Origin of the sequence: Exiguobacterium sp. JMULE1, from assembly GCF_013337175.1 — a bacterium.
In the GTDB taxonomy this organism is placed as follows: Bacteria; Bacillota; Bacilli; order Exiguobacteriales; family Exiguobacteriaceae; genus Exiguobacterium_A; species Exiguobacterium_A indicum.
The window spans coordinates 610,517-625,895 of the sequence record NZ_SGWC01000002.1; the positions used below are offsets into that span (position 1 = coordinate 610,517).

The window sequence follows — 15,379 nt, forward strand, 5'->3', positions numbered from 1 at the left end:
CCTGATCATGCGGGTGTAGTTTAATGGTAAAACCTCAGCCTTCCAAGCTGATGACGAGGGTTCGATTCCCTTCACCCGCTTACCAAAAAAGAGCAATGTGTCGTTTTCGCTGACACCTTGCTCTTTTTGTTTAGGAAGGAATCTTAACAGGAAAGGAGTGAGTCGTGATGGATGGTGTACAATTGAAACTGGCTTTACAAGAGTACGCAGCAGAGATTGGGATCGATGAGCTGAAGGTGACGACGGCTGATCCATTTCTTGTCTTAAAACGTCGCTTGCAAGCGCAACAAGAAAAAGGATTCGCTTCTGGTTTTGAAGAGCCCGATCTCGATCTTCGAACGACACCGTCTCTACTCGTTGAAGATGCTGCTTCAATCATTGCCATTGCGGTAGCGTATCCAAGTACTCTCAAAAATGCACCTCGTGGTAAGGAAGGGGAGCGACGGGGAATCTTTTGTCGATCGTCCTGGGGACTCGATTATCACCAGGCGTTGCGACAACGCTTAACGTTACTTGAAGAAAAAATTCAAGAATTGAGTCCAGGTGCAAGGACGCGCTCGATGGTCGATACAGGAGAACTCGTCGATCGTGCAGTAGCAGAACGAGCAGGTATCGGATTCAGTGGGAAAAACTGCTCGATCATCAGTGAGGAGCACGGATCCTATCTCTATCTTGGTGAACTGATTACAGATATCGTCCTACCGCCGGATCAGCCAGTCGAAGAATTGTGTGGGACATGCAATAAGTGTATCGACGCTTGTCCGACGGATGCGCTTGTTGAACCTGGCGTCATCGACGCTAAACGGTGCATCTCGTTTTTGACGCAGACGAAAACATTACTGCCAGAACCATTCCGAATGGCGCTTGGGAACCGTCTATACGGTTGTGATACGTGTCAGCAAGTATGTCCGTATAACCGGAAGAAAAATGCGACACATCACGCTGAACTGCAGCCGGATCCAGAGCAAGTCAAACCGCTCTTAGTTCCACTCTTATCTATGAGTAACCGTGAGTTCAAGAGCCGGTTCGGGACGTTGTCTGGCGCATGGCGTGGAAAGAAGCCGATTCAGCGTAATGCGATTTGTGCGCTCGTCCATTACCGAGACAAGAGCGCGATTGAAGCGTTACGGTTAATGACAGAAACGGATGCCCGGGAAGACATGCGGGCACTGGCACTCTGGGCAGTCGGCCGGATTGGCGGAATCGATGAGAAGTCGTACATCGAATCACGTCTTTTAGCCGATATTGCAGTGGATGTGCAAACCGAAGGACAACGGTTACTTGAGGAGTGGGGGGAAGCAGATGCCATTTCAACAGCTCACTTATGAGTTTGGTACGTTGCTCGTCGCATGGGAAAAAGAGCACATCGTGTATCTCGATTTTGGATTGAATGAAGAGCGTGCTCGAACCTATTTGCAAAAAGAAACCGACGACGGTGAATTACCGAATGCTTGGCGCATGGCGTTTGATCGTTACGCAGTAGGCGATCGACAAGCGCTTGATGCACTTCCTTGTCAGTTGCGTGTCACGCCTTTTGCAGAGCAAGTATTGCACGCTTTACGAACCGTTCCGTTTGGTCAGACGATCAGTTACGGTGAACTGGCTCGAATGATTGGGAAACCAAAGGCAGCACGAGCCGTTGGCGGTGCCTTGAACCGGAATCCGATCGCGCTAATTTATCCGTGTCACCGTGTCATCGGGGCGACTGGTAAACTGACGGGTTTTGCAAGTGGGATTGCCCATAAAGAAGCGCTTTTAGCGCATGAGATAGGAGAGAATTAAACCATGGCTATTCATGTCGTTATGTATCAACCGGAGATTCCTCAAAACACAGGAAATATTTCACGAACATGTGCAGCGACGCATTCCGTCCTTCACTTGATCCGACCGCTCGGCTTCTCGACGGACGATAAGCAGCTTAAACGTGCGGGTCTCGATTACTGGGAATTCGTCGATGTCCGTTATCATGATTCGTTAGAAGAACTGTGGGAGAAGCATCCGGAGGGGATTTTCTACTATATTACGAAATATGGAGAACAGTACCCGAGCCAGATCGACTTATCGGACGTCGAACAGGATTATTTCTTTGTCTTTGGTCGGGAAACAAAAGGATTGCCGCTTGAAGTCATCGATGCGAACGCGGAGCGTTGTATCCGTCTCCCTCAATCGAACCTCGTTCGTTCACTGAACGTCTCGAACACGGCAGCGATCATCGTCTATGAAGCATTGCGTCAGCAAGGATATGCAGGTCTTCTATAAAGCAAAAGCTCCATCCTGATTCAGGATGGAGCTTTTATGAATTATTCGTTACCTTCAGGTTTTTTGTTGTAGCCTGCAGTGAAGATTGCTGTCAAAAACGCAAGACTTACGCCGACCATTAAGATAAATGCCATTTTTGTTTCCCCCTTCAGTCTCTTGAACCGATATAATCTATTATAGTATACCTGTAAGTGAAATTGTGTGCTACATATGAATTTTCTATGAATGGAGACTCCACATGCGTACGAATGTTTACCTGTTAAGTTATGCCCCGCTGATCAGCATCTTGTTATTTAGTACATCCCTTGCAATTGCAACGACAGAACTCGCATTACATTGGCTCGATCAAGTTGGTGTGTACGATGAACTACTGCAACTCTTGACGGCGCGCGATACGAAGCTCGTCGTTTGGCTCGGCTTTTTGATCGTCTACTTCATGATCTTCAGTTCATTGAAGTTATTATCGGATACGATCAATCAACTCGGTTTCGCCTTTTTCATCAAGGAACAAGAGGGGACGACACTCGGCATGTTACGTCCGGGTAGTATTCTGTTACTTATCGGAGGTTGTGTCAGCTTTGCCTTCATGACGTCCTTCTTACATGTCGGAATCGTGTTGCTTGCGTCCTTCCTCATCTATTTTATCTTTTATACAGTACAAATCAGTAAGATGACGAGTGCAGCAGGAGCCGTCGGATTGATCATCTTCTCCTTCTTGGCCTGGGGCGTTCTACTTGCTGGTCTATCATGGGTCGGTTTGACTTTATTTAATTCCTTCGGGGAAGCAATTTTATTTCCGAGTTGACTCAAGGGCGTAAAATCGTTGCCCACGTCTTAACCTGTAGCGTTGCATTCGCTTCGACAGGGAAAGGACGCGGGCGATCTGCCCCTAGCCAAATCCCTCCGATATGTTGATTTTTGATGCCAACGAACCACATATCCTTATTGTCGTTCGTTGTTCCTGTTTTTCCTCCAATATAACGAGCAGAGGAGTCAAATCCTTTGCGTCCCGTTCCATACGTCATGACATTTTTCAAACCAGCCCGTAATTCCCGGTTCGTCTGACTGGACCAAATCCGTTGTTCCTTTTCTTGTGGTCGTTCGACCGTTCCATTCTTAAGCGTAATACTTTTAATCATCGACGCCGGTCGATAGATCCCGTCATTGACGAATACGGTATAGGCATTTGTCAGTTCATATGGACTAATCCCGTACTGTAAACCGCCTAGAGCACTCGTAAACGCATCATCTTCCCGTGTCCATTGACTGAACTGAAACGGACGGATGGACTTCAATCCTTCCCGGAAGGAGACCGCGAACGCGCGAATCGCTGGTGTGTTGTAGGAATAGGCAATTGCGTCGGCAATCGTCACTCGTCCAAGTATTCGATTTCCGCTATTTGAAGGGCAGTAGCCATCGATACAGACGGGACTACCGTCTAGCGTACTGGACAAGCGGGCTTTCGTCTTCTCGAGATAAGGACCGTAGACAAGTAACGGTTTGATTGCTGAACCAGGCTGTCGGTAGGATTGTACAGCCCGGTTGAATTGACCGGTCAATTCGGATTTATAGCCGACAAGAGCGGTGACTCCGTGTGTTTGTCCGTCGATGCCAACATAAGCACCCTCAATCGGGTTGGGTAGATTGCGAAGAGCTTCTTTAGCCCGTCGTTGTTCTGCTGAGTCGAGATATGTCGAGATGACCGCCCCTTGTTGATGCAGATATTCTGCAGCACGCTGCTCACTCCAACCTTTTTTTTGAGCGGTCATCCGAACAGCAGCTTGAACGGTGGCATCGATATAATCTGGATAAGGAATACGCGGTTTATAGGATCGAGGCGACACACGAGAAACGGTAAATTTATCGGTCAGTACACGATCACGAACTAACGCTTGAACGATTCGTTGCTGGCGCTTTTTTGTATTTTCAGGAAAACGTAGCGGGTCGTAAAGAGAAGGATTATTCGGAATCGCTGTCAAAAAGCTGACTTCTGACCAATTTAACTCGCGTGCCGGCTTATTGAAATACGATTTTGCGGCAAGTTCGATGCCATAAATATTATTCGCGAAATAGGCTTGATTGACATACGCTGTCATCAGTTCTTTTTTCGAATATTTTTGCTCCAAAGACACAGCGATTAACAACTCTTTTATTTTTCTAGTATATGTTTTTTCGTTTGTTAGATATGTCATTCTTGCTAGTTGTTGTGTGATCGTACTGCCACCTTGAGATTTAGAATCAGACTGGTTTTTCGTGAACGCACGCAAGATTCCTGTGATGTCATATCCGTCATGTTGATAGAAACGCTGATCTTCGATAGCAACAAACGCTTGCTCGACTTTTTTCGGCAATGTTCGAGGTGTTAAGTCATCCCGTCGCAATCCGTCATAGAGCTCGACCCGTTTGTTTTCATAGGTTACGGTGATTGGTTGGTAGGAGGTCAGTGGATGTCGTGTCGTCTGTTCATCGGCCCAGAAAAAAAGTGTGCGTGCTGTTTTTAACTCATCTTTAATTGAAAATAAGGAAAACAGAAGCATCATTGTAAGACCAAGTAAGACGAGATATCCTGTCGTAATTCGCATGAGAACTCCTTTCAAAAAGCCATTTCATTCCTATTATCGGTCTTTTATGGAGAAATCAATAGATTTTTTTTCGATTTTTGTATTTTAATAAACCTATTTTGCAGGAATGTTATATTAAAAAGAGAAAAGATTGGGTATATAGAAGTATCTGTGGATTTTAGAACGCGAGTCATCTGTAAAAAAAGAGCATAAATGGAGGGGACGAAATGGCTAAAAAGAATGTCGTTGCGATGTTACTTGCAGGCGGAGAAGGGAAACGTCTGGGAGCTTTGACGAAACACACTGCGAAACCAGCTGTTGCATTTGGAGGAAAATACCGGATCATTGATTTCCCACTTTCGAACTGTACGAACTCAGGAATCGATACAGTTGGCGTGTTGACGCAATACGAACCATTAGAGTTGAATCGATACCTTGGCATCGGAAGTCCATGGGATTTGGATCGTCGTAATGGCGGATTAACGATTCTTCCACCATACCAAGCACAGAACGGCAAAAACTGGTATGAGGGCACAGCAAATGCTATTTATCGAAACATGAGTTATATCAATCAATTTGACCCTGAATATGTTCTTGTTCTATCAGGCGACCATATTTATAAAATGGACTACGAAAAGATGATTGAGGAACACCGTGTGACAGGTTCTGATGTCACGATTTCCGTACGTGAAGTACCATGGGACGAGGCACCGCGATTTGGTATCCTCAATACGGACGATGACTTACGAATCAATGAATTCGAAGAAAAACCAAAAAATCCGAAATCAAATCTTGCATCGATGGGGATTTATGTCTTTAACTGGGATATCTTAAAACGCCACTTGATTCAAGATGCCGGCGATGCGGAATCAAGCTTTGACTTCGGTAAAAATATCATCCCGAACATGCTTTTTGAAAATCTCAATATCCGTGCGTATAAATTCAAAGGATACTGGAAAGACGTCGGGACGATTCAATCCCTTTGGGAAGCGAACATGGATCTATTGACGGCAGAGCCTGAATTCGATTTGTACGAACCGTCATGGAAAGTACATTCGGTCAACCCGAATCAGCAACCACAATACATTGGAAACGCTGCGACAGTCGAGACATCGATCATCAACGAAGGATGCCACATCGAAGGAGAAATCAATCATTCGGTTCTCTTCTATGGTGTCGATGTAGCAGAAGGATCACTCGTCAAAGACTCGGTCATCTTCCCGAACGTCAAAATCGGACGAGACGTCACGATTCACCGGGCGATCTTAGCAGATGGCGTGATCGTAGAAGATGGTGCAACGATTGGTTCTCCAGACGGAGAAGTTTTCGTCATCGAAGCAGACAGTATCGTCAAGAAGAACGAAGTCATCAAAGAAGCGATTCAATAAGGGGGATATTCGAATGAAGGTCGATTTATTAGGTGTCATCAATCTGAGTGGGGAAGAAGGCTTTTTCAAGGAATTGACGGAGCATCGTAACTTAGCGGCAGTTCCATTTGCAGGGCGTTATCGGTTAATCGATTTTACATTAACGAACATGGTACAAAACGATATCGCGAACATCGGGATTTTTACGCTCGAGAAATATCGTGGCATGATGGACCATCTTGGATCTGGTAAAGAGTGGGATCTTGACCGTTCAAACGGTGGACTCTATATCTTCCCACCTGCATTGTCACAAGATGCGAACGAGTTCCGTGGGGATCTATCGAACTTCCACCTTCACCGTGATTTTTTCCTTCGCAGTAAGGAAAACTATGTCGTCGTCTCTGGTTCAAACATCTTATCCGCGGTGGATTATCGCGATGTATTACGTGAACATAAAGAATCGAATGCGGATATTACAGTCGTCTATACGAAGCGTGAACTACCTTGTAAATACTGCCGCCCGATCCGTTTTGGTGAACAGAATCGCGTGACAGCGATTGGATCACGCGGATTCCAGCCGACGGATGAGACGTTCTACATGGAGACGGTCGTTCTATCGAAAAATCTCTTTGTTCGTTTAATTGATGAAGCGATTGCTCGTGGTGAGTACGATTTACTTCAGAGTATCATTCGTTCGCAACTGAACCGTCTACACGTGCACGGTTATGAGTACAGTGGTACATCACAAGTCATTCACTCGCTTCGTTCATACTATCGTGAGAGCATGCTGTTGCTTGAACAATGGGGAGCAATCAATGACTTCCAGCACGTCTATACGAAAATCAAGCATGAGCCACCGACACGTTATCTACCGGGTTCTGACATCAAGAACTCACTTGTCGCGAACGGCTGTAAATTAGAAGGAACGACGACGGACAGCATCTTGTTCCGTGGTGTCAAAGTCGGTAAACACGCTCGTGTCAAGAATTCGATCATCATGCAAAAATCAGTCATTGAAGAGGGCGCAGTCGTTGAGTACGCGATTCTCGATAAAGAAGTCACCGTCAAACGCGGTCAAGTCATCCGCGGAACGGCAGAAGAACCAATCGTCATCAAAAAACAAACAATCGTTTAAAGGAGATGTCATTCATGAAGGTATGGTTTGCTGCCACGGAAGCGACACCCTTCATCAAGACAGGGGGGCTAGCTGACGTCGTCGGCTCGCTCCCTTTAGCGCTTGCTGAGGAAGGGGCGGACGTTTCGGTCGTCTTACCCAATTACGGTCAAATCAAGGAGCAATACAAATCAGAGATGGAGTTTTTATTCGACTTCATCGTACCGGTCGGCTGGCGTCAGCAATTTGGTGCTGTCCTCCGATTGAAACAAGATGGTGTGACGTTCTATTTCATAGATAATGAGTACTACTTCAAACGGGATGGCGTCATTTATGGACATTACGATGATGCGGAACGGTTTGCGTATTTCTCACGTGCTGTCCTTGAGATGATTCAACATCTAGATCGAAAGGAAGTACCGGATGTTATCCATTGTCACGATTGGCAAACAGGTGTGATTCCAGCGTTCTTACGCATCCATTATCAACACCTTGAGCGCTATCAAGACATTAAAACGGTCTTTACGATCCACAACTTACAATACCAGGGTGTCTTCCCGGAAGAAGTGCTCGGTGACTTACTTGGTTTGAGTCATGAACATTTCACAGCGGATGGGATCGCTCATAACGGTCTCGTCAATTACATGAAGGCAGGACTTGTCCACTCCAATCAAATCACGACAGTCAGTCCATCGTACCGTGATGAAATCATGGATCCGTATTACGGTGAGACACTTGAGCCGGTCTTGCAACATCGCGCTGTCGACGTGCGTGGCATCTTGAACGGAATCGACTATCGTCAATTTGATCCTGCTCATGATACGCATCTCGTTGAGACGTATTCCGTTGATACCGTCACGGAAGGAAAAGCAAAAAACAAGGCTGCCTTACAAGAGGAACTAGGTCTCCCGATCAATCCGGACGTACCACTGTTCGGTTTCGTTTCTCGTCTTGTCGACCAAAAGGGAATCGATTTACTCGCGCATATCTTACCAGATTTGTTCGAACTCGATGCGCAGTTCATCATTCTCGGATCGGGTGAAGCGGAATATGAAGGGTTGTTCCATCATGCGACATCGATTCGTCCAGACAAAATCGCTTCTTATATCGGATTTGACGTTGGTCTCGCACAACGGATTTATGCAGGAAGTGATGCTTTCTTGATGCCTTCGCGTTTTGAACCGTGTGGTCTCAGTCAGTTGATTTCGATGAAGTATGGCTGTTTACCGGTCGTTCGGGAAACAGGTGGGCTCCGTGATACGGTTAAACCGTTCAATCAGTTCACGTTAGAAGGAAATGGATTCTCGTTCGCGAATTATAATGCACATGAGTTTTTAGAAGCGATTAAACGTACGATTGAGGTTTATCATGATCGACCAGTCTTTGAGCATTTGATTGAGACAGCGATGAATGAGGACTTCAGTTGGTTGCGTTCAGCCGACGAATACTTGGCTTTATATCGTTTGATTGCACCGTCCGCCACTTGATCGTATCACTGGGAAAAGGGGTTACGTCATGTTCAAAGATAAAGAGAAGTTCAAGGAGAGGTTTACGGAACGATTCGTTTCGATGCATGGCAAGGCAATAACGGAAGCAACAGAAAACGATATCTATCAGACACTTGCCTATCTGGTACGTGAGACGGTCACGACCGACTGGTTACGGACGAAGGAAACGTATATCCATAAAAAAAGTAAGCAAGTCTATTACTTTTCACTCGAGTTTTTACTCGGACGTTTCCTGCATAACAACCTATTGAGTCTTGATGTCTTAAAGGATGTGGAACGGGGACTTGACGAACTCGGATATCAGCTCAGTGATTTGACAGAAGAAGAGCCGGAACCTGGACTTGGGAACGGAGGGCTCGGTCGTCTCGCGGCGTGTTTCCTCGATTCCCTGGCTGCGCTGGGGCTGCCTGGACACGGGAACGGGATCCGGTATCAGTACGGTCTGTTTAAGCAAAAAATCATTGATGGTTATCAAGTCGAGTTACCGGATAACTGGCTGAAGAACGGGAACATGTGGGAAATCAGACGTTCTGATAAAGCGGTCGATGTTCCATTCGGTGGACATGTCTGGCTCGAAGAAGTCGGTGATGGATATCGTGTCCATCATGAGCCGGCTGAAATCGTCCGTGCTGTTCCGTACGATATGCCGATCGTCGGCTATCAAAACAAGGTCGTCAATAACCTGCGACTCTGGAGTGCTGAGTCTCCACTTGATGATGATGAATTACTTAGCCAATACCGTGGGAACTATAAAGATTTACTGGCACATAAACAATCGATTCAGACGATTTCAGAGTTTCTGTATCCGGATGATACGACGTATGAAGGAAAAGAGTTGCGTTTGAAGCAACAATACTTCTTTGTCTCTGCCGGATTACGGAGTATCTTGACGTCCTTTAAAAAGCGAAATCATTCATTGAAGCAACTCGGCAACCATATCGCTATCCATATCAACGATACACATCCGGTCGTCGCGATTCCGGAGTTGATGCGGATTCTTGTCGATGAAGAAGGATTTGGATGGGAAGAAGCATGGCGGATCACGAAGAGTGTCATGTCGTTTACGAACCACACGTTACTGTCAGAAGCACTCGAGCGCTGGCCGATCGATTTGTTCCGTCGCTTGTTACCGCGCATCTACCTCATCATCGAGGAAATCAACCGACGCTTCTGTAAGGATGTGCTTGCAAACTATCCACACATGGAAGCGCATATGCGAGATATCGCCATCATCGCGGATGACCGGATCAACATGGCGAATCTGGCTGTCGTCGGCACGCATTCGACGAATGGTGTCGCTCAGATTCATACTGAGATTCTGAAGCAGCGCGAGATGCGACTATTTTATGAGATGTTTCCGCTTCGCTTTAATAATAAGACGAACGGAATTACACATCGTCGCTGGTTCCTCTCATCGAATCCAGCACTGGCAAATCGTGTGACAGAAGCAATCGGGGATAGTTGGATTCAGCATCCGTCCGATTTGCAAAAGTTGACGAAATGGGCAGAAGATTCAGCATTACAGAAGGACATCGCCGAGATCAAACTTCAGCGTAAAGAAGAATTAGCGTTGCTCATTGAAAAAGAAACCGGGATCGTCGTGGACCCGACCTCGATTTTTGATGTTCAAGTCAAGCGATTGCATGCGTACAAACGTCAACTCTTGAATGCGTTACACATTCATTCACTTTACTATCGTCTGAAGGAAGACCGTTCCTTCACGATGACACCGCGGACATTCATCTTTGGTGCAAAGGCGGCGCCAGGCTATCATTATGCAAAAGAAGTCATTCGTTACATTAATGCATTGGCACGCTTGATTAACGATGATCCAGACGTCAGTCCGTACTTGAAAGTCGTTTTCCTAGAAAACTATCGTGTATCGCTTGCTGAGAAAATCTTCCCGGCAAGTGACGTCAGTGAACAGATTTCGACTGCAAGTTATGAAGCCTCTGGAACCGGCAACATGAAGTTCATGATGAATGGTGCACTGACAATCGGAACGCTCGACGGAGCGAACATCGAAATTCGAGACGAGGTCGGGGATGCGAACATCTTCATCTTCGGCTTAACACCGCAGGAAGTCATGAATTATAAGCAGTACGGTGGTTACAGTGCATACGATCAATACAGTGCCCAACCCGAGCTACGACGAATCATCGATAGTCTCGTTGATGGAACATTATTTGCTCCAGGTGAATTCCAAGCGATTTATGATTCATTATTGACGTATAATGATGAATATTTAATTTTAAAAGATTTCTTATCCTACCAACAAGCGCAGGAACGAATCGATCGGATGTATCAGCAACCAGAAGAATGGTATAAACGCGTCATTCTTAATATTGCACGGTCAGGTGTGTTCTCAAGTGACCGAACGATTAAAGAGTATGCGAATGCGATCTGGAACATCAAACCGATTCAACTCTGAACAAAAAGACACTGACAGATGTTTCTGTCAGTGTCTGATGCTTACGAACGGGAGACATCTTCACCACGGCTGACCCAATCACTATAAGAGCCGGCGTAAAGCCGGACATCGGTTTTCCCGAGTGAATGGAGAGCGATGACATTGACACACGCTGTCACACCACTTCCACAATAGAGGATAGGGGCTTTGACCGGTAGGATGTCGGCGTACAGTTCTTTCAAATCTTCCGCGTCCCGTAAGCGACCATCTGGTGAGAGTGCTTGTTCGAAGAAACAATTCACGGCACCTGGAATGTGGCCAGCGACGTGATCGAGTGGTTCGATTTCTCCACGGTATCGATCGGGTGCACGGGAATCGATGACCATCGTTTCTGTCAGCTGATCTTTCAACTCTTCGAACGAGACAAGCATCTCATCTTGAAAACGAGGCGTGTACTGAGACGGTTCATAAGTAGGAACGTCGTCCGTGACCGGAAGATCGAACGCTAGGTAAGAGGAGAATCCGCCCTCAAGGACGACGACACGCTCATGTCCGATCCATTTAAATAACCACCAGGCACGAGCGGCATACGGAAAACCATCGTCGTACAAGACGACGAAGTCTTCTGGTGTTACACCATGCTGTTCCAGTGTGTGTTGCCACGCTTCTTTTGAAGGAAGCGGATGCCGACCACCGACCTCATCGATGGGACCGGAAAGGTCAGTCGTTAAATCCAGGTGCTGTGCACCTTCGACGTGTTGTTCCAAGAAAGCATTCCGTCCATATTCAGGTTGTTGCAAGTCATATCGGCAGTCAAACCAGCGAATCTGATCCGTTCGGACGAGCTGTTGAAGATCTGCCATTTGAATCGTAGGAAACATGCCTCATCACCTTACCCTTTCTAGTGTTAATCATATGAAAGGTATCGCTTCATCGCAAGTCTTACCCTCATTCAAAAAGGAGTCGATTTACCATGTCATGGAAAGAAACCTATCAAAAATGGGATCAGTTCGCTGATTTAGATAGCGCATTAAAAGAAGAGTTAGTCACGTTAGCAACGGATGAAAAAGCAGCCGAAGAAGCATTTTATAAAGAACTCGAATTTGGAACAGGTGGTATGCGTGGGGAAATCGGTGTCGGAACGAACCGGATGAACGTATATACGGTCCGAAAAGCATCACAAGGGTTCGCAGCATTCATTAAGGCGTCGGGGGAAGAAGCGGCAGCAAAAGGAATCGTCATCGCACACGATTCACGCCATTTCTCACCAGAATTTGCGTTAGAGGCGGCACGGACGCTCGCAAGTAACGGCATCAAAGCGTATCTGTTCGACGGTCTACGTCCGACACCGGAACTTTCGTTTGCGGTTCGGTCTTTACAAGCGGCGGGCGGGATCGTCATCACGGCGAGTCACAACCCACCAGAGTACAATGGCTATAAAGTATACGGGGATGACGGTGGACAACTTCCGCCAAAAGAAGCAGATGAACTCGTTTCGTACGTCAGCCAAATCGAAGATGAGCTATCGATTGAACTGGAGCAAGAAGAAGTCCTTCGCGCGAACGGTTTGATCGTCCGTGTCGGAGAAGAGCTCGACGAGGCGTATCAAGAAAAATTACAAACGATTCGTGTCTTACCTTCGATTCAATCGGAATTAGCGAATCCACTTAAAATCGTCTTCACACCACTTCACGGAACAGGTCTTGTGCCGGTAACAGAAGGCTTGAAACGGTATGGATTCGAACACGTGATAGTTGTTAAGGAGCAAGCAGAACCAGACGGTGCGTTCCCGACCGTGACGTCACCGAACCCGGAAGAACATGCTGCCTTTAAACTGGCGATCGAATATGGTGACCGGACAGATGCAGACATTTTGATTGCGACGGATCCCGATGCTGACCGTGTTGGAGTCGCAACACGTGATGCAGACGGAGAATGGACAGTCCTGACAGGGAATCAGACGGGAGCGTTATTGCTCGACTACATCCTTTCACAAAAAGCGGCACAGGGAACACTTCCAGCGAACGGATTCGTCGCGAAGACGATCGTTACGTCGGAACTCGGCGCGCTGATTGCACGTCATTATGATCTTCATGTCGAGAACACGTTGACAGGCTTTAAGTTCATCGGGGAAAAAATCAAACAATACAACGCATCGGGTCAATATGAGTATCTCTTCGGATACGAGGAGAGCTATGGTTACCTTATCGGTGACTTCTGCCGAGACAAGGATGCCGTCCAAGCGTGCTTGTTAGCTGCTGAGATGGCTGCGTACCATAAGAAAGAAGGACGGACGCTCTATGAGGCATTACAGGCGATTTACGAGCAGTTCGGGTACTTTGAAGAGTCACTCCGCTCTCTGACACTCAAAGGGAAGGATGGCGTGGCACAGATCGGGCGTATCATGGATACGTTCCGTGAGAATCCGCCAAAACAAGTGGCTGGAGAACAGGTCGTCTTATTCGAGGACTATGATGCGAGCATCGCCCACGATTTGAAGACACATCAACCTTCACCGATCAACCTGCCAAAATCCAACGTACTGAAGTTTACGCTTAGCGATGGATCATGGTTCTGCCTTCGTCCATCGGGTACGGAACCAAAAATCAAATTCTACTTCAGCGTCACGTCACCCGATGCTGCTGAGACGACACGGAAACGTCAGCAGATCGAAGATGAAGTCATGCAAGAAGTCGAACAAATTCAATAAGTCCTATGCAGGATCACGTCATCGACGGGATCCTGTTTTTTGTCTGAGAGCATCAAAAAGTGAAATCCGTGCAACCGGTACCATTTTGAGGTACAGTAAACGAGATAGAGTTTATACGATAGAGGAGTTGGAAGACAGATGGAACGGATTCAACTAACAGAAGATTTATCATTCTCACGCATTATTCATGGTTTATGGCGATTGAATGAATGGGAGATGACGAAAGAAGAGCGGCTTGAATTGATCGAAGCATGCCTTGCTTTAGGAATTACGACATTTGATCACGCGGATATCTATGGTGACTACACGAATGAACGCTTATTCGGAGAAGCGCTTGCTTTAAAACCGGAGTTACGTGACCGAATGGAGATCGTTACGAAGACGGGCATCAAGATGAAAGGGAACCATTTCTCGGATCAGTCGTTATCATTCTACGATACGACGAAAGAGCATATCATCAAACAGGTGAATCGTTCTCTTCAAGAACTCGGTGTCGAGTACGTGGATACGTTGTTGATTCACCGTCCAGATCCGTTGATGGACCCGAACGAGATTGCTGAAGCGTTCGTAGAGTTGAAGGACGCAGGAAAGGTACGGACATTCGGTCTCTCGAACCATACACCTGCGCAACAAAGTCTCATTCAGTCGCGCTTACCATTCATGCTCGTGACGAACCAACTCGAGTTGTCGGTTTCGGAACTGAAACATTTCGAGGATGGATCCGTTGATCTCTGTCATGAAAATGAGATGCCGTTGATGGCATGGAGTCCGCTTGCAGGCGGTCGTCTCTTCAAGGAAGAGCAATATGCACCGTTACGCGAAAAATTAGCTGAGATCGCAGAGACGATCGGGGCAGAAGAAATCGATGAAGTCGCATATGCATGGTTGCTCAAACATCCAGCACGTATCATGCCAATCGTTGGTTCTGGTAAGATTGAACGTATCGAATCTGCTGTTCGTTCGACGAAATTGTCTTTGACACGCGAGCAATGGTTTGAGATTTTAAAGGCATCACGTGGTCGTGACGTCGATTAATTGGTTTTAAGATAGAAGCGGATCAATGCGCACGTTGTCCGTTAGCGAAATAAAGTGAGAGGATCGTTTCCGATATATCATCTGGAGGCGATCCTCTCTTTCGTTTACGAATAGAGTGTTCCTCTCATTTAAAAGTAAATAAAAAAAGCCCCATCTCAAGGGGGAGGAGAGATGGGGGATCTATGAGGTTAAGCTTCTAAGCGAAGCATCTCCTGACGATATTTATCTAAACGATCTTTACTTGCTAACATGGCAGCTTGGTCATTGGCTTGAATCGCATCGAAGAGCGTACTGAGCTCATAATCGATTTCGAGACGTAGCACTGGAATTCGCTGCTCTGCATCTTGTCTACGGAAAGCTTCAATTACTTGTTTCATCTAGGCCACGCTCCTTTGTAAGTTGTCAGATAATTCTG

At 46.5% G+C, this 15,379-nt stretch carries 13 protein-coding genes and 1 tRNA gene; 11 read left to right on the forward strand and 3 right to left on the reverse strand.

Going from position 1 to position 15,379, the window contains the following annotated elements; genetic code table 11:
* Positions 1-9 precede the first annotated feature (9 nt).
* The 5 genes from EXW93_RS03355 (at position 10) to EXW93_RS03375 (ending at position 3,064) form a co-directional block, all read left to right on the forward strand.
* A tRNA-Gly gene (locus tag EXW93_RS03355) sits at positions 10-80 on the forward strand.
* Positions 81-167: 87 nt separating this feature from the next.
* Positions 168-1,328: a tRNA epoxyqueuosine(34) reductase QueG gene (gene queG, locus EXW93_RS03360; protein ID WP_023467317.1), complete on the forward strand. Its 1,161-nt coding sequence runs from the start codon at positions 168-170 to the stop codon at positions 1,326-1,328.
* Entirely contained in the window at positions 1,303-1,782 is a 480-nt protein-coding gene (locus EXW93_RS16590; RefSeq protein WP_023467318.1) for a methylated-DNA--[protein]-cysteine S-methyltransferase, read from the forward strand. The genes queG and EXW93_RS16590 overlap by 26 nt, the downstream gene beginning before the upstream one ends.
* A 3-nt stretch (positions 1,783-1,785) precedes the next feature.
* Complete coding sequence (gene trmL / locus EXW93_RS03370) at positions 1,786-2,259, forward strand: tRNA (uridine(34)/cytosine(34)/5-carboxymethylaminomethyluridine(34)-2'-O)-methyltransferase TrmL (protein ID WP_023467320.1); 474 nt, start codon at positions 1,786-1,788, stop codon at positions 2,257-2,259.
* Between the two features lie 238 nt (positions 2,260-2,497).
* Positions 2,498-3,064: a DUF5366 family protein gene (locus EXW93_RS03375; protein WP_023467322.1), complete on the forward strand. Its 567-nt coding sequence runs from the start codon at positions 2,498-2,500 to the stop codon at positions 3,062-3,064.
* Position 3,065: 1 nt separating this feature from the next.
* Here the strand turns inward: EXW93_RS03375 and EXW93_RS03380 are convergent, their stop codons facing one another.
* Positions 3,066-4,841, reverse strand: coding sequence for a transglycosylase domain-containing protein (locus EXW93_RS03380; protein WP_058713998.1), 1,776 nt, complete (start codon positions 4,839-4,841; stop codon positions 3,066-3,068).
* A 206-nt stretch (positions 4,842-5,047) separates the two neighbouring features.
* Between EXW93_RS03380 and EXW93_RS03385 the strand changes: the two genes are divergently transcribed.
* Genes EXW93_RS03385 through EXW93_RS03400 form a run of 4 tightly spaced genes read left to right on the forward strand, consistent with a single transcriptional unit; the run spans position 5,048 to position 11,240 of the window.
* Positions 5,048-6,208, forward strand: coding sequence for a glucose-1-phosphate adenylyltransferase (locus EXW93_RS03385; protein ID WP_023467324.1), 1,161 nt, complete (start codon positions 5,048-5,050; stop codon positions 6,206-6,208).
* A gap of 13 nt (positions 6,209-6,221) precedes the next feature.
* Positions 6,222-7,322 carry a glucose-1-phosphate adenylyltransferase subunit GlgD gene (glgD, locus tag EXW93_RS03390; protein WP_023467325.1) on the forward strand — a complete coding sequence of 367 codons (1,101 nt, stop codon included), beginning with the start codon at positions 6,222-6,224 and terminating at the stop codon, positions 7,320-7,322.
* Positions 7,323-7,336: 14 nt separating this feature from the next.
* Positions 7,337-8,788: a glycogen synthase GlgA gene (gene glgA, locus EXW93_RS03395; protein WP_029340919.1), complete on the forward strand. Its 1,452-nt coding sequence runs from the start codon at positions 7,337-7,339 to the stop codon at positions 8,786-8,788.
* Positions 8,789-8,816: 28 nt separating this feature from the next.
* Entirely contained in the window at positions 8,817-11,240 is a 2,424-nt protein-coding gene (locus EXW93_RS03400; RefSeq protein WP_035398490.1) for a glycogen/starch/alpha-glucan phosphorylase, read from the forward strand.
* A 41-nt stretch (positions 11,241-11,281) separates the two neighbouring features.
* Here the strand turns inward: EXW93_RS03400 and EXW93_RS03405 are convergent, their stop codons facing one another.
* The gene (locus EXW93_RS03405; protein WP_035398489.1) at positions 11,282-12,100 is read right to left on the reverse strand and encodes a sulfurtransferase; all 819 of its coding nucleotides are present in this window, start codon (positions 12,098-12,100) and stop codon (positions 11,282-11,284) included.
* 92 nt (positions 12,101-12,192) lie between these two features.
* Here EXW93_RS03405 and EXW93_RS03410 point away from each other — a divergent pair, with 92 nt between their 5' ends.
* Together EXW93_RS03410 and EXW93_RS03415 are read left to right on the forward strand one after the other, a co-directional pair.
* Complete coding sequence (locus tag EXW93_RS03410) at positions 12,193-13,929, forward strand: phospho-sugar mutase (RefSeq protein WP_058714000.1); 1,737 nt, start codon at positions 12,193-12,195, stop codon at positions 13,927-13,929.
* Positions 13,930-14,067: 138 nt separating this feature from the next.
* Positions 14,068-14,964: an aldo/keto reductase gene (locus tag EXW93_RS03415; protein WP_058714001.1), complete on the forward strand. Its 897-nt coding sequence runs from the start codon at positions 14,068-14,070 to the stop codon at positions 14,962-14,964.
* Positions 14,965-15,152: 188 nt separating this feature from the next.
* Here the strand turns inward: EXW93_RS03415 and EXW93_RS03420 are convergent, their stop codons facing one another.
* The gene (locus EXW93_RS03420) at positions 15,153-15,341 is read right to left on the reverse strand and encodes a hypothetical protein (protein ID WP_174316033.1); all 189 of its coding nucleotides are present in this window, start codon (positions 15,339-15,341) and stop codon (positions 15,153-15,155) included.
* Positions 15,342-15,379: the final 38 nt, after the last annotated feature.